This is a genomic window from Paenibacillus sp. Y568 (assembly GCF_059445545.1).
In genome coordinates this window covers 259,863-284,605 of sequence record NZ_JCAIUM010000002.1, presented here as the reverse complement: position 1 = coordinate 284,605, position 24,743 = coordinate 259,863, and the positions used below count along the sequence as shown (strand labels likewise).

The 24,743-nt window shown below is 40.8% G+C and carries 21 protein-coding genes and 1 riboswitch; of the genes, 4 read left to right on the top strand and 17 right to left on the bottom strand.

Annotated elements, in window-relative coordinates:
• Positions 1-142: 142 nt before the first annotated feature.
• The 6 genes from AC1D7X_RS04390 to AC1D7X_RS04365 form a co-directional block, all read right to left on the bottom strand.
• Positions 143-817, bottom strand: a complete 675-nt coding sequence (locus tag AC1D7X_RS04390; RefSeq protein WP_495456132.1) for a response regulator — start codon at positions 815-817, stop codon at positions 143-145.
• On the bottom strand, positions 814-1,653 hold the full coding sequence (locus tag AC1D7X_RS04385; RefSeq protein WP_495456133.1) for a sensor histidine kinase: 840 nt from the start codon (positions 1,651-1,653) through the stop codon (positions 814-816). Before AC1D7X_RS04385 ends, AC1D7X_RS04390 begins: the two co-directional genes overlap by 4 nt.
• 190 nt (positions 1,654-1,843) lie before the next feature.
• Entirely contained in the window at positions 1,844-2,950 is a 1,107-nt protein-coding gene (locus AC1D7X_RS04380; RefSeq protein ID WP_495456134.1) for a Gfo/Idh/MocA family protein, read from the bottom strand.
• A gap of 23 nt (positions 2,951-2,973) precedes the next feature.
• Entirely contained in the window at positions 2,974-3,711 is a 738-nt protein-coding gene (locus tag AC1D7X_RS04375; RefSeq protein ID WP_495456135.1) for a ThuA domain-containing protein, read from the bottom strand.
• Between the two features lie 25 nt (positions 3,712-3,736).
• Positions 3,737-4,900, bottom strand: coding sequence for a Gfo/Idh/MocA family protein (locus tag AC1D7X_RS04370; RefSeq protein WP_495456136.1), 1,164 nt, complete (start codon positions 4,898-4,900; stop codon positions 3,737-3,739).
• Positions 4,901-4,902: 2 nt separating this feature from the next.
• Positions 4,903-5,988, bottom strand: coding sequence for a LacI family DNA-binding transcriptional regulator (locus tag AC1D7X_RS04365; protein WP_495456137.1), 1,086 nt, complete (start codon positions 5,986-5,988; stop codon positions 4,903-4,905).
• Positions 5,989-6,145: 157 nt separating this feature from the next.
• On the opposite strand from AC1D7X_RS04365, the gene AC1D7X_RS04360 reads away from it, so the two are divergent.
• Positions 6,146-6,322 (top strand): hypothetical protein, encoded by a 177-nt coding sequence (locus AC1D7X_RS04360; RefSeq protein ID WP_495456138.1) that lies wholly within the window; start codon positions 6,146-6,148, stop codon positions 6,320-6,322.
• Positions 6,323-6,405: 83 nt separating this feature from the next.
• Here AC1D7X_RS04360 and AC1D7X_RS04355 read toward each other — a convergent pair whose 3' ends face one another.
• Positions 6,406-7,050: an SGNH/GDSL hydrolase family protein gene (locus tag AC1D7X_RS04355; protein WP_495456139.1), complete on the bottom strand. Its 645-nt coding sequence runs from the start codon at positions 7,048-7,050 to the stop codon at positions 6,406-6,408.
• 153 nt (positions 7,051-7,203) lie between these two features.
• On the opposite strand from AC1D7X_RS04355, the gene AC1D7X_RS04350 reads away from it, so the two are divergent.
• Positions 7,204-8,106: an ATP-dependent DNA ligase gene (locus tag AC1D7X_RS04350; protein WP_495456140.1), complete on the top strand. Its 903-nt coding sequence runs from the start codon at positions 7,204-7,206 to the stop codon at positions 8,104-8,106.
• 70 nt (positions 8,107-8,176) lie between these two features.
• On the opposite strand, the gene AC1D7X_RS04345 is transcribed toward AC1D7X_RS04350, so the two are convergent.
• From AC1D7X_RS04345 to AC1D7X_RS04310, 8 genes are all read right to left on the bottom strand, one after another.
• A complete protein-coding gene (locus AC1D7X_RS04345; RefSeq protein ID WP_495456141.1) occupies positions 8,177-8,971 on the bottom strand; it encodes an ABC transporter ATP-binding protein in 795 nt (264 codons plus the stop codon).
• Positions 8,971-9,888: an ABC transporter permease gene (locus AC1D7X_RS04340; RefSeq protein ID WP_495456142.1), complete on the bottom strand. Its 918-nt coding sequence runs from the start codon at positions 9,886-9,888 to the stop codon at positions 8,971-8,973. Before AC1D7X_RS04340 ends, AC1D7X_RS04345 begins: the two co-directional genes overlap by 1 nt.
• A 98-nt stretch (positions 9,889-9,986) precedes the next feature.
• Complete coding sequence (locus tag AC1D7X_RS04335) at positions 9,987-11,036, bottom strand: ABC transporter substrate-binding protein (RefSeq protein WP_495456143.1); 1,050 nt, start codon at positions 11,034-11,036, stop codon at positions 9,987-9,989.
• A gap of 349 nt (positions 11,037-11,385) precedes the next feature.
• A complete protein-coding gene (locus AC1D7X_RS04330; protein WP_495474702.1) occupies positions 11,386-12,228 on the bottom strand; it encodes a carbohydrate ABC transporter permease in 843 nt (280 codons plus the stop codon).
• Positions 12,229-12,243: 15 nt separating this feature from the next.
• Positions 12,244-13,125, bottom strand: coding sequence for a carbohydrate ABC transporter permease (locus AC1D7X_RS04325; protein ID WP_495456145.1), 882 nt, complete (start codon positions 13,123-13,125; stop codon positions 12,244-12,246).
• Positions 13,126-13,231: 106 nt separating this feature from the next.
• Complete coding sequence (locus tag AC1D7X_RS04320; RefSeq protein ID WP_495474701.1) at positions 13,232-14,575, bottom strand: ABC transporter substrate-binding protein; 1,344 nt, start codon at positions 14,573-14,575, stop codon at positions 13,232-13,234.
• A gap of 109 nt (positions 14,576-14,684) precedes the next feature.
• Positions 14,685-16,274, bottom strand: coding sequence for a response regulator (locus tag AC1D7X_RS04315; RefSeq protein WP_495474700.1), 1,590 nt, complete (start codon positions 16,272-16,274; stop codon positions 14,685-14,687).
• Positions 16,252-18,081 carry a sensor histidine kinase gene (locus tag AC1D7X_RS04310; protein ID WP_495456148.1) on the bottom strand — a complete coding sequence of 610 codons (1,830 nt, stop codon included), beginning with the start codon at positions 18,079-18,081 and terminating at the stop codon, positions 16,252-16,254. The genes AC1D7X_RS04315 and AC1D7X_RS04310 overlap by 23 nt, the downstream gene beginning before the upstream one ends.
• Before the next feature lie 318 nt (positions 18,082-18,399).
• Between AC1D7X_RS04310 and AC1D7X_RS04305 the strand changes: the two genes are divergently transcribed.
• A complete protein-coding gene (locus AC1D7X_RS04305; protein WP_495456149.1) occupies positions 18,400-18,726 on the top strand; it encodes a DUF3889 domain-containing protein in 327 nt (108 codons plus the stop codon).
• 343 nt (positions 18,727-19,069) lie between these two features.
• A riboswitch (cyclic di-AMP (ydaO/yuaA leader) is annotated at positions 19,070-19,227 on the top strand.
• 443 nt (positions 19,228-19,670) lie between these two features.
• Here AC1D7X_RS04305 and AC1D7X_RS04300 read toward each other — a convergent pair.
• Positions 19,671-21,365, bottom strand: coding sequence for a M3 family oligoendopeptidase (locus AC1D7X_RS04300; RefSeq protein ID WP_495474699.1), 1,695 nt, complete (start codon positions 21,363-21,365; stop codon positions 19,671-19,673).
• Between the two features lie 302 nt (positions 21,366-21,667).
• On the opposite strand from AC1D7X_RS04300, the gene AC1D7X_RS04295 reads away from it, so the two are divergent.
• On the top strand, positions 21,668-24,040 hold the full coding sequence (locus AC1D7X_RS04295) for a YcdB/YcdC domain-containing protein (RefSeq protein WP_495474698.1): 2,373 nt from the start codon (positions 21,668-21,670) through the stop codon (positions 24,038-24,040).
• 115 nt (positions 24,041-24,155) lie between these two features.
• Here AC1D7X_RS04295 and AC1D7X_RS04290 read toward each other — a convergent pair whose 3' ends face one another.
• The gene (locus AC1D7X_RS04290; RefSeq protein WP_495456152.1) at positions 24,156-24,497 is read right to left on the bottom strand and encodes a cupin domain-containing protein; all 342 of its coding nucleotides are present in this window, start codon (positions 24,495-24,497) and stop codon (positions 24,156-24,158) included.
• Positions 24,498-24,743 lie beyond the last annotated feature (246 nt).

Below are 24,743 nucleotides of genomic sequence, written 5' to 3'. Positions count from 1 at the left end.
CAAACATAAACGGCTACTCCGTCCTTTAGCGGCGAAGAAACGTTTAACGTTGAAGTACAAACTGCATATAAGCAGAGATACTTGTGGATTCTATATTTTAAAAGAGCTTCGCTAATCCTATAAAGGACAAGCGAAGCTCTTTTTAATTGCGTTTTCGTTTATGAAATAGTCCAGATTTACGATTCACCAGCCCTTTTTCTACCGCGTAACGGGTTAATTGTACTCGGTTCTCCAAGTGAAGTTTCTGTAAAATATTCTTCAAATGATTCTTAACCGTCTGATCCGAAATACCAAGTTGTGTTGCAATTTCTTTATTTGTCATGCCTGCCGCAACCCAATTCAATATTTCTCTCTCTCTGGTAGTCAGCGGAATATGATCCTCACTCGCTACGGATATCGGGAATTCCTTCAATATTTGAAAAGCAAGTTCACGGCTAAGAGGTGCATCATCACGCATAATGGCATGTAAATACGCCAACCATGTGGAGGGAGAAAGATTCTTGAGCAAGTAGCCCTGCGCTCCTTGTTTTAAAGCTTCAAATAAATGCGTGATATCATCAGACACCGTTATCATAACGATTTTGACATACGGATATTGTAATTTGATAATCCGAGTTGCCTCAAGACCTCCTATGCCTTGCATTTGAATATCCATCAAGATGAGGTCTGGCATAAGTTGCTCTGTTATAGCGATCGCTTCTTCACCACTAGACACGATTCCAATGACTTCGTAATCACTATCTTCGGCTAGAATATCTATCATGGCTTCTCTAGCATGCTGAGAATCATCAACAATAAGTACACGGTATACACTCACGATGTTAACGCCTCCTTTCTGATCTCGATGACTGTTCCAAGAGGCACCACAGGCATGGTCACTCGCCATCCCAGTTCTTGTGCTCTTTCCATCATAATTCGTAATCCATAACGGTCCTTATATAAATTCAGGTCATCTTGCATCCCTACCCCATTATCTTCGATAGATACGATCCACGATGAATCAGATCCTTCTCCACGGATGGAAATGGTGTTTGCTTTCGCATGTTTTTCGATATTAAGTAAAGATTCACGAATGCAGGCTAACATCTCAATCTTTTCTTTAGAATTTAGCAAATGATCGGGAATTGCCCATTCAATAGAAGGTGGAATTGTTAACGTCTCTTGAGCCATATGCCTAATTCTTGCTTTCATGGAATCTTCGAATACATTCTTCTCGATCGTAGCTGGATAACGCAAATTAGTTATGGCCTGGCGAGCATATCGATTGACTTCGTGAACCGTCTTACGTATTTCTTGGATTTCTTCCTGTTCCTCTACCGTAGATGTTCTAGCACTAGCGCGATCGATTTGAACTGACAATAAGAATAAAGACTGTGCTATGCCATCATGCAGTTCTCTTGATAAGAGTTCTCTAGCTTCTAACGCTGCCTTCTCCGTTCGCTCTCGATTTAACTCCTCTTGGTTATGCTCTAGCATTCGAAATAGAGGCATCAATAACGTTAGACTCGTAAGATACACAATAACAGGACTAAGAACGTTTCCAAGGTCCATCGACACATAATGTATTAATAGGGTATGTCGCACATATTCCCATAAACCCACCGTTAATGTAGGTAGAAAGAGGATCATCCATTTAATCTGTTTGTAAGACATTATTGTTCTCCTTGGCTCATTCTTATTTTGATTGGGGTACGTAAAGTAAATGCTGATATGATTGTAATTATATCTGAGAAATATTCAGAATACATCTCATCGCCCTTTATTTATACATGCACCCATTCATTAGAACAGCCCCATAACGGCAGGTATGCCGTCATGAGGCTCTTATTTAATAGCATTCTACTTATTGATCCAATGTAAAAGGTTCAAGATCTTTATACATGGGACTTGGTCTTGAACATGTACTACGCATGTCATAATGCTTCTGTTCATCGGAAGCATCGTGGAACGCCCACATCGCCTCCAGAACATGATAAGCTAGTTCACCACTTGCACGATGTGGACGTCCGCTTTGGATTGCGTAGGCCATATCAGCAGCGGCAATACCTCTTATGTTCTCCTCATAACCAAATAATAAAGGTTGTTCAATCCATTCCGATTCACCCATCAAGCGATATTTAACACTTCCACCGAATTGATTAGGATCGGGTACTTGTAATGTACCCTTCGTACCATAGATCTCAATCGGTGGTAGACTGCTTCCACCAAATATATCAAAGCTCATAATGAGGGTTCCTATCGCTCCCTCTTCGAACTCCATTACACCAGCCACATGTGTAGGGATCTCAACCGGAATCATTAGACCTTGCTTCTTCTCACTTGTAATGGTTCTTTCCTCTAGCGCTTTACCTGTAATTCCGGTAATTCGTTTAATTGGGCCCAACAATTGTATAAGTGCTGTCAAATAATACGGCCCCATATCGAACAGGGGTCCACCTCCTGCCTGATAATAAAACTCAGGATCAGGATGCCATCCTTCATGACCACCACTCATCATAAATGCTGTTGCACCAATAGGTCGTCCGATCACGCCATCGTTCAATAATTGTAACGCTGTTTGAATTCCCGCGCCATAGAATGTTTCAGGTGCACATCCGACACGGAGCCCCTTTTCTTTCGCTACTTGTAATACGCGTTGTCCTTCTTCGCGTGTAACCGCCAGGGGCTTCTCCACATAAACATGTTTACCTGCCGCAAGCGCTTGCAAACATACTGAAGCATGGGCTGCAGGAATCGTCAGATTAATGACTAACTGGATATCGGGATCAGCTAACAACTCTTCAGGGGAATAAGCTTTGGGTATGCCATATTTAGAAGCTTGCTCCTGAGCTCGTTGTATATCAATATCAGCGCATGCCACGACATGAATGATCTCGAATTTCTTGTAATTCTCCATATAAATACTGCTGATCTTTCCACACCCGATAATCCCTACATTGATTGTATTCATTCTGTGATTCCCCTCCTGAATGCTTAATAGTTACTATCTGCCATTCCTGTGTATGAACTTCCTTGAACTGAATCCGAACCACCATTCTGATACTCAGCCATTGATCTACCCTCTGCTGCCCATAGGAACCCACGACGCATGATCTCTGTCACTTCCGGCATCTCGATAATATCTGCATGATGACCTAAGGAATTGTAGAAGACTCTTCCACTTCCCCAACGCTTCGTCCACACAACAGGCATCTCAACGCTTCCATTCGTCGAATGCGGTCCTTTTACTACCGGGAATATCGTTGATGCTAAGACTTCTACTGCAGGATCCACATGAAGATAATACTGCTCACTCTTAACTTCGAAATCCTCTATACCTTCCAATAACATACTCGAGCTATATTTCATATGAACGATATATTCAACGCCATCATTCCCTGGATGAGCTACCCATTGCCCCCCAGTCATGAACTGCCAGTTCACGTTGGTACGGAAGGAATCGCACATGCCTCCATGACAACCTACGATTCCAACGCCCTTCTCTACTGCTGCCAGTACATTATCTACAAGTTCATTTCTAATTTCACCCATGGTCCATACGGGCACAATTAGATCCAAGCTCATAAGTTTATCTAGATCAGAATACGCTTCCAACGTATCTGATACTTCTACTTCGAATTGTTCCTTTTCTAGAATATCTTTGAATAATTGCGCCACTTGTTCTGGTTCATGACCATCCCAGCCACCCCATACGATCAACGCCTTTTTCATATAAAACACTCCTCACCGGTTTAGTTTACATTTCTGAAATAGACACCCAGCGCCGCTCTTCTACTGAACGTTCAACTGCCTCTAGCACGGCCTGACATTTCACTCCGTCGTTAAAATTCGGGGAAGGTTGTCGTCCTTCATTGATGGCATTCATAAGTTCCAACATTTCATGTGTGAATGTATGTTCAAATCCGATGGTATGTCCTGTTGGCCACCAAGCTTCTGAATACGCATGGGCAGGATCTGTTGCGAGAACACGGCGGAAACCTTGTACATCTTCTTCATCATCCGTGAAATAGACTTCCAGTTCGTTCATACGTTCGAAATCGAATTTAATACTTCCTTTGCTCCCATTAATCTCGAAGGAATTCGTACTCCGATGCCCTGCAGCAAATCGAGTGGATTCAAATACTCCTATGGTACCGTTTACAAAACGACTCATGAATATCGTAGCGTCATCAACCGTGACCTGACCCTTGGGTCCATCACTACTTCCTTTTGCAGTTAATCCCGTCATTTCACTAGCGAGTGGGCGTTCACGAATGAAAGTCTCACTCATGCCCATAACTTCTTTCATATCCCCCACTAAATAATGAGCGAAGTCAATCAGATGCGCACCTAGATCACCGTGGGAACCTGAGCCTGCAATTTCTTTCTGAAGACGCCATACTAACGGAAATGTTGGATCTATAATCCAGTCCTGCAGAAACCAGGCTCGGAAATGATAAAGTTCACCTAATCGACCACTGTCAATTAACTTCTTAGCTAACTGAATTGCTGGAGTAAAACGATAATTAAAACCGATCATATGTTTAATGCCAGTCTCTTCAGCAACCGCTAACATTTCACGAGAATCTGCAAGCGTTAATGCTAGTGGTTTCTCACAAAAAATATGTTTACCCGCACGGGCTGCAGCCAAAGCAATTTCCTTATGTACATTACTTGGTGCATTAATATCAATCAGATCAATATCTTCGCGCTCAACCAACGTCCGCCAATCAGTCTCAACCTCGGACCAACCAAATTGCTTCGCTGCCTGTGTCACACCTTCTTCATCACGACCACAAATAACTGACATTTTGGGCTTGATCTTCGTATCAGGAAAAAACATTGGGAGTGCACGATAAGCATTACTATGAGCCTTACCCATAAATTTGTAACCTACCATACCAATACGGAGCTCTTTCATTCTTATTCCCCCTTTGAATATATTCGACGAGATGATGATTCCCTCACAATGAGTTCCGTCGGTAGTTGAATACGGAAATGTTCATGTAATTCTGCTGATGATTGTCGTAGAGGCTGTAGCAGTTTCTCTGCTGCAATTTTCCCCATTTGAAAAAAGGGTACGCTCACACTGCTCAACGATGGTGTAGTCATTTCAGCTGCATCCGAATCATCGTAGCCTATCATCCCTGGAAGTTCGTTCCACGGTATGCCTAGATCTCTTAAACCCTGTTGCATGCCAATAGCCATCCGATCGTTCGAGGCAAATATAGCATCAATTTCATTTAACCTAGCATGGACTGACGATGCGGCAGTATACCCACTTTTGCGACTAAAGTTACCTGTGAACAATATGGATTCATTAACCTCTATCCCATGGTCAAGCAGCGCCTTACGATAACCTGTGGAGCGATCACGACTATTGGAATATTCGGTTGGTCCATTGATAAAAGCGATTTTTCTATATCCTTGTTGAATGAGGTGAGTTACTGCTTCATAACTCCCCTTCTCATGGGTAGCATCCACTTCACTGAATTCTTCGCCATCCACATGTTGATTTATTAAGCAGAAAGGTCTACCTTCATCTTTTAAACGTTGCAAAGCTTCTAATTCTACCGAATCATCCGTTGCTCCTAAGACAATGAGAGCATCCACCTTATGTGTATGAAATAATTGTGTATAATTCATCACATCATCTAGTGGTCGAAACAAGAGCAACAGATCATACCCTAATTCGCGTGATTCACTCCCAATTCCACTTAGAATTTCAGAGAAGAAATAGGTCGAGAACAAATTAACCTTCGGTACATAAGGCAGGATAACACCTATATTCCCACTTTTACTTGTAGCAAAATTTCTAGCCAGTGCGCTTGGAATATAATTCAGTTGTTTAGCAGCATCCAATACTCTTTGCCTTGTCTCTTCTCTCATAGATCCTACGTTGTTTAGAACTCTGGATACTGTTGCTTCAGATACATTGGCAAGATCAGCCACTTCCTTGCGGGATGCGATAATAAGCCCTCCAATCACCATTAATGTACGCGCGTACATTTTCTCACGAGAGAATCCTCATGTCAATACTTTTGAATCAATTAATGCAATCCTTTTAAATCGCAACATATTAAATAATCATAGAAACCCAATCTTTCTTTTTGAATTCTCATATATTGTGATTGTAGTAGAAATAATATTTATTGGAGGAGATCCTATGAACCAGAAAGTAAAGCCTAAAGTTGATCGTACAATTAACTTAAGAAGAGGCGAAGATGTGCTTGTCCGTTGTCGCCGTCACCGCCGTGACGAAGAGAGAAGAAACACCCGCGTCATCAATTTGAGACCCGGCGAAGATGTACTTGTTCGTTGTCGTCGAAGAGATCATCGGTAGTCTCTAAATGTATTTTACAGAAAAAAGGTATGTTAGAGGTAGCATTCTCTGACGCACCTTTTCTGCGATTTACGTAGACTTATTTACTTCTTATTCTTCACGGTGTCTAACCATTGTCTCGCAATAAGCTCGTGACCTGCAGGAGTTGGATGCACGCCATCCCATATCCAGTATGATTCATCTGCTTGGCTACATGCGTCATTGAAAGCCTCTTGTAGAGGTACATATATCGTTCCATAGGTTTCGGATATTCTTTTGGCCGCTTCTTGTCTCTTCGAGACTTCATCATACCACGACTTCCAATTCTCCTTGACATAACCTACCGGTAAAATAAACGGCTCGCAAACAACGATCTCAATATCACGTAACTCGGCTTTCGTTTCTTCAATTAGATTAGCATATACCTTCTCATACTTAGCTGCGGACACGCCACATGCTTGAGAGAATTCCATGCCCACATCATTTACACCAATAAGAATGCTTAACACATCTGGTTTCAGATTTAACGTATCCTCTTGCCAACGACCATACAGATCAACGATCCGATTCCCACTAATCCCTCGATTGAAGAAAGTGTACTGTTGCTCTGGTTGATCATACCCTACACGGCTTGCAATAAGATGTGCGTATCCATGACCCATGGCATGATTTAGATCTTCATCACGACCACGGTTCCCGTCGGTAATTGAATCCCCTTGAAATAGTATGATTGCATTTTTTTTGAACATATGAGGTCTCCTATTTAGGTGAATTATATTTTCATTAGAAATATATCATACAATTTCGCGCTAGACCATTCGTATAGCTACACTCACTTCCGTTAATAATTTACTATTGGATGATGACACAACATTAGGTATTAAAGTGAGGAGTTCAGACATATGAAACCTTTTACGCCCATGTCCCCTATTCTTCAATCCACACTTCCGGTTGGCGAGGAATGGATCTATCAACTGAAATGGGATGGTTATCGAGTTATCGCACATATTGAGAACGGAAAAGTAGACATTTACTCTAAACACATGTTATCCCTAAATATAGTTTTTCCGGAGTTAGTACAAGCTCTTTCAGCCATGGACGGAAAGTATGTTCTAGATGGAGAAGCGATATTATTAGATCCTACTACGGGTAAACCTAGTTTTCAGCATTTGCAAAAACGCGGTAGAATGCGTGACACCAAACATATTACCATAGCAGCCGAACGTGAGCCCGTCAGTTATATTGTGTTTGATCTTTTACAAGCTGGAGAACATGACCTCAGAAAACACCCATTTGATGAACGTGATCAACGCCTGAAAGAATTATCTAAAGGTTGGAAACACCCTCTCTACACTACAGATACTTTTAGGGATGGAGCGGTACTGTGGAATTGGGTAGTAGAACAACAATTAGAAGGCGTCGTTGCCAAAAAAGTGACTAGTCCTTACAGAGAAGGCAAACATCATCACGACTGGTTCAAGTGTAAGACGTCAATCCAGATGGATATAGAGATTGTTGGTATTTTAATGAAAGATGGTGCCTTGTCTAGCCTTGCTATGAGAAGAGATGGAGCGTATTTTGGTAGAATTTCCTCGGGTCTAAATCATTCATTAAAAGAACAAATAAGGAAGTTGCCCGCTACAGGTAAGCTACAATATTATTTTGACGTATTACCAGAAGGGTTACGGAAGTCGACTGTATTATGGTTAAACACCCCGCTTCGCGCACAGGTTACTGGCCTTGAGATCACATCCGCAGGGCAATTACGACATCCTAAGCTTATTTCGATCGAGGGACTTAAATGACTTTAACTAAAATTAAAAAGCTATAACCCCCACCCTTCGAGTGTGAGATTATAGCTTATGTCGCGATATCTTAACCTAATACAAGACGATCATCGGACAGTTTATGTCCACTTATTTGTTCGAATTCTCCAAGCAATCGCTCAACGGTTAAGTCTTTCTTGCGGTGTTCATTAATATCTAATATAATTCGACCACTGTCCATCATAATAAGACGATTTCCAAGACGTATGGCCTGTTCCATATTATGTGTGACCATTAACGTTGTCAGGTTCTTCTCACGTACAATTCGCTCCGTTAACTGAGTGATCAGTTCCGCACGAGCGGGATCTAGTGCTGCTGTATGTTCATCGAGCAACAAAATTTGTGGATTCGTGAATGTTGCCATGAGCAGACTCAACGCTTGACGTTCACCACCTGAGAGCATTCCTACTTTTGCATGGAGACGTTCTTCTAAGCCAATCCCAAGCAGTGACAGATGTTCACGGAACAAAGAGCGTTTGCTCCCCTTCACTCCTAATGATAATCCACGCTGTTTACCACGTGCATAAGCCATCGCGAGATTCTCCTCAATGGTCATATGTGGTGCGGTTCCTGCCATCGGATCTTGAAAGACTCTACCAATCCATCGACTCCGACGATATTCTGGCACATGGGTAATATCTTCATTTGCAATTCTCACTTGACCTGTATCGGGCTTCATGACGCCTGAAATAATATTCATTAAGGTCGATTTACCCGCTCCATTACTTCCAATGACTGTCACGAAGTCTCCTGGTTTCAAATGTAATTGTATATTAAAAAGAGCAATTTTCTCATCCGGTGTCGCTGGATTGAACAATTTAGCTACATGGTTTAGTTGAAGCATTATGCACCACCTCCAATCGTTTTGTCCGGTCTGCTATTCAATATTTGGGCTGATCGTCTTTTGGCCATTTTCTTCTGCTTCAATATACGTCGCGAAGACGGAAGTACGAGTGCGATAATAACGATAACCGCTGTAATGAGCTTCATATCAGAGGCATCTAACCACTCTACTCGAAGTGCCAGAGCAACCACAATACGATAGACAATTGAACCTAGAACGACAGAAATGGTATGGTGAATAACATTCTTTGCTCCAAACACAGCTTCACCAATAATAACGGAAGCCAATCCAATAACAATCATCCCTACCCCACCATTGATATCAGCGAAAGAAGATTGTTGAGCAATGAGCGCTCCTGAGAGTGCCACCAGTCCATTAGACAAACTGATCCCAACAATCTTGGTGAAATCTGTGTTCGAACCGAAGCTTCGAATCATCCGTTCATTATCTCCGGTTGCTCTTAAAGCTAATCCCAGATCCGAGTACAAGAACCGATTCAATAACATCAACACGATAATAACCACAATCGGTATCATGATAAGTGGTTTGGCTGAAGTAAACAGAGTCTCCATACCATATACAGAAATATTAGGCTTATTCATAATTCTCATATTAATAGAGTACAGTGCAATCATCATCAGAATTCCTGACATAAGTCCGTTGATTTTACCTTTCGTATGCAATAGTCCAGTACACATGCCAGCAAGTAGCCCACCTGCAAACCCCGATAGGCTAGCAAGAATAGGGGAATACCCATTGTTAATCATCACAGCAGCAATAGCAGCCCCTGTCGTAAAGCTTCCATCTACCGTTAAATCAGGAAAATCCAAAATCCGAAATGTCATGTAGACACCGAGTGCCATAAATGCATATAACAATCCGGATTCAACTGCACCCAACAATGAGTCCATCGACATTATGATTACCTCCTCTTAGACGTAAAGGGAGTGGACGATAATCATCGGCCACTCCAAATCATTCTTACACAAGCAAAGTCTTAACCTTTTTCACATACTTATTGGATAATATTGTTCTCTGCATCTTGTACTTTCGCCTTCATATCATCCGTCACTTCGATTCCTTGTTCCTTCGCTGCTTTTAAATTCAAGATAAGATCCAGTTTCTCTTGCATACCCACGGGCATATCTCCTGGATTCTTGCCATTCTTCAAAATTTCTACAGCCATCTGGCCAACTTGATAACCATGATCGAAATATTTAAACCCTACCGTAGCAAAGGCGCCCTTCTCAACGGTATCTCGGTCACTTGAGAAGAAAGGAATATCCTTCTCGTTCGCTACTTGAATGATTACATCTGCACCACTCACGACACTATTATCAAGCGTAATATAGAATGCATCCACTCGACCGATTAAGGATTCCGTTGCTTGTTTTACCTCAGATGTATTCGTAATCGCTGCTTTTACTAACTTAATGTCATGTTTCGCAAGAGCCTCTTCTGCCAATTTAGACATCATAACGGCATTGGGTTCACCTTCATTAATGACCAGTCCAACGCTTTTTATATCAGGGAAACTTTCAGCAACAAAGTCCATCAATTTCGTCGTTGCTTCAGGGTTAGTATCTGATCCTCCTGAAATTTTACCACCAGGTTTCTCTAGATTACTTACAATCTTTGCATCAAGCGGATCAGATACCGAGGCAAACAATATATTCTTATCCTTAACCTGCTGTACCACCGCTTGTGCTGATGGTGTAGCAATCGCTAGAACCAGATCGGCATCTTCTGAATTTATTTTCTGAGCAATCGTCATGTTATTCGTCTGATCGTTCTGTGCATTATTGTAGTCAACCTTTAGATTATCACCATCTGTTATTCCGGCATCCTTCAAGGCTTGCAAGAATCCTTCCCGTGTAGCATCCAATGAAGGGTGCTCTACAATTTGCGAAATAGCAATCTTATACGATTTCTTATCCGCACTATTATTACTTCCTGCATCCGTACCCGTCGTGCCATTGGTTTCTTTTGCCGAGTTATTACCACATGCCACCGCTGTCAACATGATGACAGACATCATAAGTGAAACCCACAGTTTCTTCTTCATCCCAAATCCCCCTTTTCATTTCAAAACAGCCTACAGTATTCGACTAAAACAGACATGCTTCACCGCTGTTATAATACAACGCGCTAAAGTTTCAGTGCAAAAAAAACGGCGTATTTATTATTTAATATAATATATCTCTCTAGTATATCCGTCAATTGATATATATCAAGCTACATGACTTCCTGTGCCTAGGCTTTCTCTACAAATTACTAGCATCTTATACCAAATGGAGTAGCATTAAGGATAAATCTGGATATAAGAAAAATAGACTTCCCACAAGTTAAATAGAACTCGTGAAAAGTCTCGTTTAATCAGCTTGAACTACGTTTGATTGGCTTCCTCTTTTGATCTATCCCTTAACCGCTGAACCAACAGTAAGCGCATTTTCCACTTGTTCACTGAATAGCATGTAGATCAGCACGGTAGGCAAGCTGGCAATCGTCATTGCTGCTCCCATAGCCCCCCAATTGGTCGTGAATTCTCCCTGGAAGAACAGTAAGCCCAATGGTAACGTCTTCAGGTTTTCATTAGAAATTAGAATAACAGCCATTGTAAACTCGTTCCATGAATTGAGAAAGATAAAGATGACCATGGTAGCGAGTGCCGGTTTGATTATAGGTAACATGATGCTGAAGAATGTGCGATAAATACTTGCTCCATCAATACAAGCTGACTCTTCCAATTCGATGGGTATACTACGAAAAAAACCATAAAAAACAATAGAACTAAAGGACAAGTTAAAAGCTATATAAGGAACAATGAGCGCGCCATACGTATTAGCAAGATGCAAATCCCGAACCATAATGGCTAGTGGAATCATTATAACCTGTATTGGTATGAACATGCCGATCATGATATAGGTATGTGCAATCCCGCGCAACCGCCACTGCATTCGAGCCGCTGCAAAGGAGAACATCACAGACAAAATAATTGCTCCAGCGACCGTCACTGTTGCTACAATAACACTGTTCATGAAATAGACTGGAACATTATATTTGGACCAAGCATCCACATAATTTTCAAACCGCAGATGGGTGGGAAACCCAAATGGATTGGTTACAAAAATCTCATCATTATTCTTGAGAGAGTAAAAGATCATCCATAGCAATGGATAGACTGACAAAAGAGCATACAGCCACATAAAGCACGTAAGAAGCCATTTACCTTTTAACAGCTTTGTAAACCAGATCATAATTACACACTTCCTTTAGTAGGAGATTCGTTCCCTGGCAACCAGGCGGTTAATAATGAGTGTTGCAAGCAGACATTCGATGACCAACACTGCTGCTGCAGCGCTACCATAACCGAACTCTCCAACACGGAAGGCAGAGCGGTACATCAGGTAGGTAAGCGTGTAGGTAGAAGTTCCTGGTCCACCGCTGGTCATAATATACATATTTGCAAAAGCATTGAGGCCTCCCGTGACGGCAAAGATCAGACAGAACTTATACGTTTCCGACATCATTGGAATCATGACTTTTGTGATGGCCTGGAATTTGTTCGCACCATCAATTCGAGCGGCCTCCATGTATTGTTCCGGTACAGACCTGACCCCTGCAAGTAATAAGGCAAAATGGTAGCCCATGTATTGCCATGCATTGACGAAAGCAATCGCGATAATTGCTGACTTCCCGTTCGATAACCAGTCTTGCTGATAATCAAGTCCCAAGATACCAAATACCTTATTCAGCAAGCCGTATTCACTGTTGTAGATGGACAACCATAATTGACAGACTACCGTAATCGATAAAACAACCGGGATAAAATAACTAACCCTGAGAATTTTACGTCCTTTATACTTGCCATGCGCTACAGCAAACGCAAGAATTGATCCAATACAAATCTGAGTAATAGTAATGATGGCTGCAAAAATAAGTCCATTATAAACAGAGGTGTGAAATACACTATCCTCAAGCAGTTCCTTGTAGTTATCAAACCATATAAAGGTTCCTGCTGTAAGTCCATCCCACTGATACAAACTCCGAAAAAAGGTTTGCACAAGTGGATACATCACCATAATTGTATATACAATGAGAGCAGGTAGCGTAAATAATGTTATGGCTACCTTATTACCCAGGAATTTCTTCATGTCTTCACATCCCTTACGAGTCTCAATCCAATTCAAGAATTGACATATAATACAGATAGAACCCGCTCGATCATTACCTTGAGCGAGTTCTATTTCATATCACTGGCTACTTAGTCTGTGGAATTGCCTTACTTACATCTTTAATGAATTGCTCAACACTGTAGCCACCGGTCATCAAACTTTGCGTAGCATCTTCAATAGCGGCCTTGAATTTAGCATCGGACAAGCCCCAGTCGAATGCAGTGGTGCTTGTTATCTTAGCGACATCTTCAGTAAGCTGCGTCATCATTGGCGGATATTCCATAACAATAGCTTTATCAACCTTCGTTGCAACCATCGGTTGACCACGCTCAGTGTATTTGTACTCAGCATATTTCAGAGAGATGAACGCTGCTACTTTGGCTGCAAGTTCGGGATCTTTAGTATCCGGATTGACGGCGTAACCAGCAGGTCCTCCTCCTCCAATAAAGGCATATTTGTTTTGCTCATAGGATGCTGCATCGACACCAGGGAAGTACATCCATCCCACTTTATCACCAAGTTTTTCAGTTGAGGTAGCTATCTCCCACTGACCATTAAAGAACATTGCGGACTTCCCTTCATAGAACAATGAAGCTGCTTGATCATAATTTAGGTTGGTTGCACCTTTGGGTAGCAGACCCGCTTTGACTAGTTTGATTATTTCTTCCGCTGCTTGCTTGTATGCTGGGTCACTTGGACTTGCTTCACCGCTTTGTAGCTTCAGAATACCACCCGGGTCAACTCGTGTAGCGAACATATCGTAAAGGGCAACCGTTGGCCACTTCTCTTTAGCGAATAACGCCAGTGGTGTTATTCCTACTTTATTAAAGGTTTCAACTGCAGTCATGAGTTCATCATAGGTGGTAGGAAGTGCTACATTATTTTTCTCGAATAGCTCTTTATTATAGTATAGAAGCATAAATTCATTGCCTGCATATGGAAAGGCGTACACATGTCCGTCATCGGTAATCAACGTATTCATAGTGCTCTCAAACATTTTGTCTTTAAAATCGTACAGATCAGTGTAATCGTCAAGCATCAATATGTTTCCAGATTTCTTAAAGGTATTAATAATATTCATATTCGCTTGATAAATATCTGGAAGATTTCCGGTTGCTGCATACGTTTTGATCTTCTGTCCATCATCTTGAGCCTGAACTTCTAACTCCAATTCAACATTCGGCATTTCTTTCTTTAATTCTGCAACAGCGTAATCATAAGGAAGTTTTGTGTCATCGTCAGAATATTGGGCATAAATACGAAGTTTGACAGCCTCTAGCGGTGCAGTCGTCGCCTCTTCTGTAGCCTTTGCTTCTTCCTTGGTAACTGGTGTTGTCTTAGCTGGTTCATTTGCTGCACTACCTGCCGATCCGCAAGCGCTTACAAATATTAGGCTTAGACTTACCAACCCCATTGCGAGTTTCTTCATTTTATTACCCCTTTCAAATATGACTTACTACCTTAAGTATAGAGATTGTCACTATCCATGATAATGAAAAAACTGCTTACTTTTGGTACTATCTGCGCAGAAATATCCACTAACTTCGCGTTTTTCCATACTCACTCGGTGAATATCCATAGAATTTCTTAAAGCTCTTGCTAAAATAGCCAGCATCACTATACCCAACCATCTCTGCGATGTCAGACAGGCGTGTTCCACCTTGCCCTAGGATTTCCTTCGCTTTCTTCATCCGATACTGTGTAACGTAGTCGCTTACCGTCATTCCATATTCTTTCTTGAACACTGCACGAAGATAACTTGCATTAATAAATACGTGCTTTGCTACATGCTCCAGCTGGAGCTCATGATCGGTATAGCATTGCTCAATATATGACTTGGCGGACTGAGAAATTTTTGAGGATCTTGTATTCTTATACTTACTCGTATATTGGATGACCACGTCAAATAATTGCTTGATCCACTCAAATGTCATATCAGCCGATTCAAACTTATGAATTTCACTATATGGAAAGAAATTTTCTCCAAAGCAGTCCTCAATGGGATGTCCTAGCTCTGTAATATAAGACAGATTCACTGCAATAAGACCCATACAAATCACATACACATAATCAATTGATAGTCGTCTTGCACGAATAGATTCAAATACACCATCCAATATTTGCTGAACTCGTTCGGCATTTCTCATACGCAGCTCCATGAGTAACTCTTCATTTACCTCATTAGGATAGAATGCTTGCTTCCCAATCTCTGTCAAGGAGGATCCATATGCTATGACCCGGTCATGACCGAGTACAAACTTGTTTTGGAGCGCCTCAAGTGCTTCTTTATAGGAACTGGAGATGCCTTTAAATCCCTCTTTACTACGGCCAACGCCAACTGTAATTGTGAAATTTAAGTACTTTTTAATTAATGTACCTAGCTTCTTGTATCCTTCCAAAGGAGGTGTGATATTTGTAAGATTATTCGTATGCTCGACCAAACATACAATTCGCCCCTCAGGTCCGTTGAAGATATCATGATTCCAACTCTCTTCAAGGGCCTCATTCAAGATATTCGTAACGGCGTATTTCATCAGAAGACGTTCACTTACTTTCTCCCACTTACGATCCATATGATCAATCTCGATACAGGCGACAATAAAACACGGGTTCTGAACTTGAATATTGAAATGGGCAAGGCGTTTCATGACATCATCATCCGTAAGATTATATTCCTTACTAATCAGTTGATTGAGGAGACTTTCCTTCATCATCTGGTTATTCTCCTTAAGTGTAAGATTCTCAACTTGTGTTTTCTGATGCACCCTCTGTAACTTCAAGAGAGTCAACAATAACTCATCCTTTGAAAATGGCTTTAAAATGTAGTCTTCTACACCAAGTCTGACGGCTCTTCTTGCATAGTCAAATTCATTATGACCTGTAATAAGTACTATGCTTATCCCAGGATACTGCTCTTTCAGCTTCTCAGTTAACTCCAATCCATCCATGAAGGGCATCGTTATATCAACAAGCGCAATGTCCACAGGGTGCTTACTGCAGAGTTCCAGTGCCTCAAGTCCATTCCTTGCCTCTACATTAATCTCGAAACCAAGAGTCTCCCAGTCTAACACCCCACGCAAATACTCACGGAAGATAGCCTCATCATCAACAACCATTATTTTTTGCATATACGATTTCTCCTAACTGAATCTGGTAAGGAATCTCAATTGTGATCTCTGTGCCGTTCCCCAATATGCTTGTGATATGCAACCCATACTCTTCTCCAAAATATAGCCTGATTCGTTCATGCACACTACTGAGCCCATAGCCAATCGGTTTCTCTTGATCCTTCATTGCAGTTATCAGAGAATACAATCGTTCTTCAGGTATTCCTACTCCATCGTCCTTCACCTTCAGAATGACCTTGTCAGCCTCTTTCCATCCGGTAATCTCCAACTCACCAAAAGACCCTTTCGTCTTAAGTCCGTGATAAATCGCATTTTCCACAAGTGGTTGAATCGCAAGTTTAGGAATGATGCAGGATAGAATCTCAGGCTGGATGTCGATCTTGAAATTAAACACATCAGAATAGCGAATCCGTTGAATAGCTAAATAATCTTGCACGCTATTGAGCTCTTCCTGGAGAGTAATCTGATCCCTTCCATTGCTTAGAGCAACTCTGTAGAAGTCAGCAAGCGCCTTCGTCGTTCGCTGCACATCACGCACCCTCCCCATCTCTGACAGCGTATAGATAACATCAAGTGTGTTGTACAGAAAATGCGGCTTCATCTGTGCCTGAATGAGGGCAAGTTCATACTCTCTTTTTTTTCTTTGCTCAACACTAATATTCATGAGTAACTCCTTAACCCTATTCATCATCATATTGAATCCTGAGGCTAGTATCCCGATTTCGTCTCTTGAGTTAATTTGAAGGTGTTGATCCAGATTCCCTTCATTAACATGCTTCATGTGCCGTGAGAGACTGATGATCGGGCTGGCGATCCATTTGGATAGCAATCCTGCTCCAAGAATAGCAAACAACAAACAAATGAAACCAATGAGAATGATTAAGCGGGTAATCTTTCCCGTATCTTCGGTTAATCTATCGTAAGGCACCAAGGAGATCAGCTTCCAATCTAGTTTTCTAATATCGGTGCTTACCAGCAGCATTCTTCCTTCAGGCGATCGCTGAATGACATTGGGCTGTTGAGGTCCCAACACCCAATCTCTTAATGATCCTTCTTGCAACGGAAGAAGCACCTTGTCCACTTCCAAAGCCGAGACCACAAAACCTGCCGAGTCGGATATAATAAACGATCCCGCTTGAATAGAACCTATATTTCGATAGATATCTGACAAGGTACTTTCTCGGACATTCAGGATTAGATAGCCTAGCTGCTCACCTGTATTTATGTTTACGATGCGTTTACCCAGTGTGAGAACCGGCTCTTCCGGGCTTGTAACCAAGTAATTTCGTCGTTCCATAGGGAACCAAATATTAGAACCATTCGAATTCTCCAATCTATGTATCATCTCATTATCCCGTAGCATCTCCGCATTTCTCTCCATCGCAAGTGAAGAACCATAGACCTGATTATTCTTATTGATAAAAGCCACCGACTCCACGTCTGGGAAAACGAGTAGAGCATAGCTTAGCTGGTTCGTAATTTGCGTGTAAAGTTGTAAATCGGATACTTGATCAACTCTATCAACTCGCTCCTCGACGATGACCTTATTTAGGTTCAACGTCAACATATTCGCAGCGCTCTCCGTGTTCGTCAGCATGCCATTGACGAGCGTAATAATCAATGTGGATTTGTCTGAGATGCTTTCCTCTGTCTTCTTGACGATAGCTTCTGTATAGACGTGATACGAAACAAAACCTAAAATAAATAAAGGTACAATAATTAGGGGCATATAGATAAACATAATCTTTTTGCGAATCAATTGATTGCTAAGCCACTTTGAAGGATGTAATCGCTTTAGTAATTGCAAATAGAAACCTCCTCTATCAAAATAAAAAGCACATTTCCACACTTATAATACATATAACAGGTACTTATCTCGACATATTTTTTTTACAAAACATGGGTCATAAGTATCCTATCTAGAAACATGTGCTTAGTAAATGGTCATCCGTTTTTTCAGTGAATCCGATACTTCTTCTATTGAATACAGGGGCTCCTAGATTATTCACAGCTCAGTTGATATATGAGAGACTACTCCTCTTAAGCGACTTCCATTGTATGAATAGAATGAGTGCCATTTTCAAATATTATATCTGATTCTAAAACGTTGAAGGAGGCGCAGACTATGACCATCACTCAAAAATTTGCCTATTTATTGGTAATCACGATGACAGCATCGATCATCTTATTCAACTCAGATATTATTCAAGCGGAACCTTCATATGCCAAGTGGGGCAGCATTGCAGTGAAAGAGACGAGTAAGAAATACAATGCTTCGGTTAAGGATTACCTCCATATAGGCAGCAAGAAGATCTCTGACGATACGACGGAAGAAATCTTCAAATTGATTCTCAATAAAAATAATAAGACAATTGGAGTCTTAGTAACGATTAGATTTAATCCTGATACGAATGAATTACGCACCATACGTTATCAAGAAACGAATCCTTAACCCCCCCTTTCATGATCAAAAAAGTGAGAAGTGACATCATACACTCGATGAAAACTTCTGTAAATAGTGATCACCATCTAAATAAGGGACGATTGGTTGTATTGGTCAATCTAATCGTCTCTTCTCTTTCATTTTCTATTCTCCCCACTCTAATTCTCCATTTCTCTTCCAAAATGCAAGAACAGTAGATTTACATAGGATTCGTATAGAGAATCAATGACAACCCCAAGTGAAATCGTTTCCAAGTACATCTCAAGCTAGATCGTTGCATTTAAAGTCTGTTTTTTAGATTTTACTTTCTTTCTTGCTCAGCGTATATTCATCTCAACTGCTATATACACGATCCAATCGAACGCTTAATTCCCTTCAAGGGAAACGGGGGACCCAACCGAAACTATCACCATGGTTTCACGGGGTGAATCCTAGTGCTTAATCACTAGGTAGGGCACTCTCAAGCCCGAATCCGACAGCTAACTCCGTAAGCGTATTGAGAGAGAACCACCCTCCCGTGCCTCCACAGTTCGCTTTATTAACTGTGCGTACAGCCCGAGAGTAGAGATTCTCTGCTCTTCGGGCTCTTTGTGTTGTCTGTAAATCTCATATAATAGGAGAATGATGTATGCTGAAATTAACTGATCCTTTATCTGAATCAAGTGAAGTTTCCAAATTTAAAATTGGTCATTCAGAGGTCTATCCATTGAGGACGCCTTTGTCTTCATTCACAGCAACAATGAAACCTGGGGATCCTATAGACAGATGATAGCAGAATCTGCACTACTTGACCTATCTGCAAACTTACAGACCCCCTCGAATAACCTAACGATAGAACGTTCATTTCTTTTCAATCGTTCACAAGCCTATTTTTCCTTCTAACACAATAATAAACCCACATATGCAGCTTCCATATGTGGGTTCCCCATAATATACAATTCTCTTAATTCAGATTATAACTTGTTATCTTCCACGCCATCTAACCAGCTCTCAATATCACCAATAACCGATGCCACACAGCCATCATCGAATGGAGAAATAAGATCTGCTACCTTAACAAGGCCTAAGAAGGATTGACTTCCTCCCTGTTGACACAGTTTCAAATAATCAGCCCAAGCTGACTTTGAATCCTGATGCATCTTCTTCCAGAATTGGAATGCACAGATTTGTGCCAACGTATAATCGATATAATAAAATGGTGTTTGGAAAATATGAGATTGCTTCTGCCAGAAAGCGCCACTTTCCAAATAATGATTTCCATCATAATTACGATGTGGTAAATACTTTTTCTCAATGTCGCGCCAAGCAGTCTTACGTTCCGTTGGAGTTGCCTCTGGATGGTCGTATACGAAATGTTGGAATTCATCAACGGCTACACCGTAAGGAATAAACAACAATGATTCAGCTAAATGGTTGAAACGGTATTTATCTGCATCTTCCTTGAAGAATAGATCCATCCATGGCCACGTAAAGAATTCCATACTCATCGAGTGAATCTCGCACGCTTCGTTTGTAGGCCAGTTATACTCTGGAATGCTATAATGTCGGCTCTCATATACTTGGAATGCATGCCCTGCTTCATGCGTAAGGACGTCAATATCCCCTGACGTTCCATTGAAATTGGAGAAAATGAACGGAGATCCAAATTCGCTTAAGTATGTGCAATAACCCCCACCTTGTTTCCCTTTCTTGCTGACAAGATCCATGAGTCCATTATCAACCATATACGTAAAGAATTCGTTCACTTCAGGTGATAATTCACGATACATCTTCACGCCATTCTCAATGATCCAATCCGGATCTCCTTTGGGTATCGCATTCCCTGTCTTGAAACTAAATCCTTCATCATAATAAGCCAGTTGATCCACCTCGATACGTCGAGTCTGACGTGCTCTTAGCTTTGTTGCAGCTGGAACAATGTATTCCGCCACTTGATTCCTGAAATTCGCGACCATTTCCGCATTGTAATCAGTACGGTTCATTCGGGCATAACCCAACTCCGTGTAATTGGCGAACCCAAGTTTTGTTGCGATTTTCGTGCGCACTTTGACTAATTCATCATAAATACGATCGAACTGCTCTTCATTCTCGGCCATGAACGTATATCTCGCTTCAGCAGCAGCACGTCTCATCTGACGATCCATTGATTGTTCAAACGGTTGCAACTGTGGTAACGTTCGCTCTTCCCCTTCAAAAGGGATTTTTGCTGAAGCAATAAGTTGTGAATATTCTGTCGTTAACTTATTCTCCAATTGAAGATCTTCAATGATTTCTGGTTTGAATGTCTTTAATGAGAGTTCTGCCAACTGAAACAGTTGTCCTCCCCATTTGTTCTCTAGTCCACTTCTGAACTTCGAATTGACTAGTGCACGATAGTAATCAGTCACATATTCCTGAAAAACAGGCCCAAATTCATCGTAGAAATCCTGCTCCGCCTTGTAAAATTCATCATTGGTGTCCACAGAATGTCTAATGGACGCCAATGTTCCTTGCGTCTCAACCCCACTACGAAGTTTGTTAATGGCACTCATCACTTGATCTTGTTGTTCAAAACTGTCGGCACTAATAAATTCACTTATTAAGGCCTTGAACTGCTGTTCGATGACCTGCGTTTCAGGTCGTTCATAATGATATTCATTAAATTTCATATGTATCTGCCATCCTTTCTTATACGAACTTCATTTCTATTATAATAAATTATCGCGGCAAAATGTCATAAAAAATGGTTTAAATTTAACTTTCTTATTATTTTACAGGTTATCACCACAAATATATCATCTAGAATTCTATTTAACTAAAGAAGAAAAGATTCAGTGGTTCATATTAATATTTCACATCATGTATAATTTCGTAATCTCATAGTATATTTAAAAGTGGATTATGGTTGGTATTATTAACCAATTTAAACTATAATTATTTGGAAGATTTAACTATGAAAGGATGATATCTCTTGTTGAAAAGAAAAACCCATTCATTAAAGTATCCAATGGTTAAAGTAGTACTTGTAAGCGCCGTGACCTGTTCGCTTCTTCTGCCTCAAAGCCTAGTGTTTGCAGCTGAGGGTAGTTCATCTACAACCGTATCGCTTTCTTCTGATCAGATGAAATTAGCCATCGCTGCTGGAGAAGTTACAGCGCCTGGCTCTGTCACACCAGATCCCACAAAGGCTAAATTCTCGAAGGAAGATGCTGTTAAAAAGATCAAGTTGCTATTTCCCATCCTTAAGGATACTACAACATCCTCGATCACATTAGGGAATAACCACAGCTTCCCCCTCCCTGAGAACCAGATGGTCTGGGATATTCAATGGAACTACCAGGATGGGAATTCTATTCACGGTTTTAGTACTTCTGTAGATGCGATGACAGGGGACTTAATCAATGTATACATCTCCTTACCGAACAACAATGAGAATATTGCCTATTATCCTCCTAAACTATCTAAAGAAGAAGCATTAATAGAAGCTAAGGCTTTTATTGCAAAGGCTGCGACATCCATATCTCTATCAGACCTTCATTTAGAGGATTATAACTCAAGTTTCCAAAGTAGTGCTCTCTTTGGTCCTCTGCAATATTCATTTTATTTCACAACATTGAAGAATGGTATTCCCACTCAAGCTGAAAGTATTAGTGTGATTATTGATGCTAATGGAAATATCGTGCAGTTCTCAAAGCCCTCCGACAACTTAACGTATCCGACCTCAACAGCTAAAATAACTCAAATTGAAGCGGATAAACAGTTCAACGAAGACTTAGATGTTAGCCTGTTCTATATTCCAATTCAAATGAATGGACGGACTACGGATTGGATTCTAGGCTACCGTCCCGTCGATTATTCAACCTATGCTATCGATGCTATTACGGGTAAGAGAATATCCTATGAAGGTACCAACATCTCTCCCACACCTATCACATATTCAGATATCCCTCAAACCAAAGATCGTTTTAAACCACGCAACATGAAAGATCAACTAACTGCTGAAGAAGCCACCAAGCTAGTACAGGCAGTAGCCATACTTCCTGCGGACCATGTAGTACAGAATTCATATTTACATCCCAGTTATTCGAATTCTGAACAACAGTTATGGACCTTAAATTGGGGATCTAATAATTCAAATAATGGTTTCTATGCACATACTTATGCTGACATTAATGCAGACACTGGCGAAATAACACAATTTCAAAATAACACCTTTGAATCCAGCAGTTCGAATAAAGATGTAACGCCTCCTCCCGGATTGACAAAATTGACGAAAGAATCAGCCAAACAGAAGGCTATTAACCTCGTCAACAAATTGTACCCTAATGCCAGTACTGAATTGAAGTTAATCAATCATGAAGATGCTTGGAGCATCAATGGTAACCAATATCGATATGAATTCCAACGTTTTTACAAAGGAACACCCGTCAGTGAAAACTTAACCATTACTTTCGATAACTATGGTAGACTTCAATCCTATAATACGAACCGTTCAACAGGATTAGAGAAATTAAAAGAAACTCCCGCCATCACAGTCACGAAGACAGAAGCGATAGAAGCCTATCGCAAACAATATTCAAACATGAAATTGCAATATTCAACCTATGGAGGACCCTATTATAGCTCCAGTGCAGATTCCAAAAGAGAGATACGACTGGTGTATACACCAACACCGAGCGATATTTCTACATCTTCTCAAGTCTTAGATGCAGTCACTGGCAAATGGGTTACCCCATATGAAGTTTTAGGACAACGGGTATCCTCAATTGTCCCAACGGATATTAAAGGGCACTCAGCCGAAAAGGCACTTACTACGCTTGTTGAGTATGGCATTATTTCGCCAAATTCAGAGGGTAAGTTATCCCCCGATCAAGTGATCGCCGAAGGTGAATGGCTTACTATGCTGGTTAAGTCCATAACCCCTTATTACCAGAGCTATTATAGTGGAGTGGAACAAAAAGTCGTTGCAGGCATTGAACCAGACAATTCCTTTTATAATGTAGTAAACTATGCCGTGGATAGTAAGTGGATCGAGAAGAATACAACTTTCCAACCTGCTAAAGAATTGACTCGGGAACAATTAGCTGTCATGTTATCTTCTATTGTGAACTATAGTAAGTTGGCAACTTATCTAGGTGAAGATACTTCTATCAACCAACTTAGTGATGCTGCAGCGATCACTAATAAAGGGGTTGTTGCACTTGTCCTCCATCTTGGTCTAATGGAAAGTGAGAATGGTGCATTTCATCCACAACAAAAAGTGACCAAAGCTCAAGCTGCAACTACCCTGATGAAACTCGTAGAAATTCAAGGCAAAACGGATTCAACTATTGGTCAGCGCTAACATCTTATAGCACACCATTGAACCCGGTTAAAGGATCATCATACAATAATAAAGAGGAAAGAGTCATAGAGGCTCTTTCCTCTTTATTATGATAATCGATCACAATGAATTATGATTATACATTCTGTGCATAGTCTTCATTGGGAATTTTACTAAGAACAACATAGAGACTAGTCGGAGTACTTCCTGTATTTTTGAATGAGAAATGCTCGTCTCCTTCACAAGAAATAACATCATCCTTTATTAAGAAGGATTCTTCGCCATTTACCGTTACCGTTCCAGTTCCTTCAAGCACTAGAATAAATACGGCTGTTCCTGGATGTTGGTGTGTAGGTAATTCTTGTCCCGGCATGAAATTTAGTACAAAAACAACGCTCTCTCCACTCTTAAACAGAATGCGTTTGGTGAATTTATCTTGATTATATTCTTTTGCGAGTTGCAATTCTTTCTTTTCCATAGTTGAACTCTCCATTTCGTAATAAGGACTTTTACTTCTCTTGTTCAGATCGTATGATCTAGGACTTACCCTTATATTAATGAAGATGGGGAGTTGGGTTTGTGTTTCAAATCACAATAAATGATAATAATTCTCAATCGATACGATGCACAAAAATATGTGCCCTCTGTTACTCCGTTACTGGCTTTCACAACTTACTTCATCTATATTGAAATCCGTTTATATTCATTTGGGGTAACATCATTA

Bases quoted from the DNA above. Each gene is read 5' to 3' on its own strand.
- AC1D7X_RS04335 (WP_495456143.1), bottom strand. From the start codon at position 11,036: ATGAAGAAGAAACTGTGGGTTTCACTTATGATGTCTGTCATCATGTTG.
- AC1D7X_RS04300 (WP_495474699.1), bottom strand. From the start codon at position 21,365: ATGAAATTTAATGAATATCATTATGAACGACCTGAAACGCAGGTCATC.
- AC1D7X_RS04375 (WP_495456135.1), bottom strand. From the start codon at position 3,711: ATGAAAAAGGCGTTGATCGTATGGGGTGGCTGGGATGGTCATGAACCA.
- AC1D7X_RS04385 (WP_495456133.1), bottom strand. From the start codon at position 1,653: ATGTCTTACAAACAGATTAAATGGATGATCCTCTTTCTACCTACATTA.
- AC1D7X_RS04345 (WP_495456141.1), bottom strand. From the start codon at position 8,971: ATGCTTCAACTAAACCATGTAGCTAAATTGTTCAATCCAGCGACACCG.
- AC1D7X_RS04355 (WP_495456139.1), bottom strand. From the start codon at position 7,050: ATGTTCAAAAAAAATGCAATCATACTATTTCAAGGGGATTCAATTACC.
- AC1D7X_RS04315 (WP_495474700.1), bottom strand. From the start codon at position 16,274: ATGCAAAAAATAATGGTTGTTGATGATGAGGCTATCTTCCGTGAGTAT.
- AC1D7X_RS04305 (WP_495456149.1), top strand. From the start codon at position 18,400: ATGACCATCACTCAAAAATTTGCCTATTTATTGGTAATCACGATGACA.
- AC1D7X_RS04365 (WP_495456137.1), bottom strand. From the start codon at position 5,988: ATGTACGCGCGTACATTAATGGTGATTGGAGGGCTTATTATCGCATCC.
- AC1D7X_RS04330 (WP_495474702.1), bottom strand. From the start codon at position 12,228: ATGATCTGGTTTACAAAGCTGTTAAAAGGTAAATGGCTTCTTACGTGC.
- AC1D7X_RS04350 (WP_495456140.1), top strand. From the start codon at position 7,204: ATGAAACCTTTTACGCCCATGTCCCCTATTCTTCAATCCACACTTCCG.
- AC1D7X_RS04325 (WP_495456145.1), bottom strand. From the start codon at position 13,125: ATGAAGAAATTCCTGGGTAATAAGGTAGCCATAACATTATTTACGCTA.
- AC1D7X_RS04380 (WP_495456134.1), bottom strand. From the start codon at position 2,950: ATGAATACAATCAATGTAGGGATTATCGGGTGTGGAAAGATCAGCAGT.
- AC1D7X_RS04360 (WP_495456138.1), top strand. From the start codon at position 6,146: ATGAACCAGAAAGTAAAGCCTAAAGTTGATCGTACAATTAACTTAAGA.
- AC1D7X_RS04320 (WP_495474701.1), bottom strand. From the start codon at position 14,575: ATGAAGAAACTCGCAATGGGGTTGGTAAGTCTAAGCCTAATATTTGTA.
- AC1D7X_RS04290 (WP_495456152.1), bottom strand. From the start codon at position 24,497: ATGGAAAAGAAAGAATTGCAACTCGCAAAAGAATATAATCAAGATAAA.
- AC1D7X_RS04370 (WP_495456136.1), bottom strand. From the start codon at position 4,900: ATGAAAGAGCTCCGTATTGGTATGGTAGGTTACAAATTTATGGGTAAG.
- AC1D7X_RS04340 (WP_495456142.1), bottom strand. From the start codon at position 9,888: ATGTCGATGGACTCATTGTTGGGTGCAGTTGAATCCGGATTGTTATAT.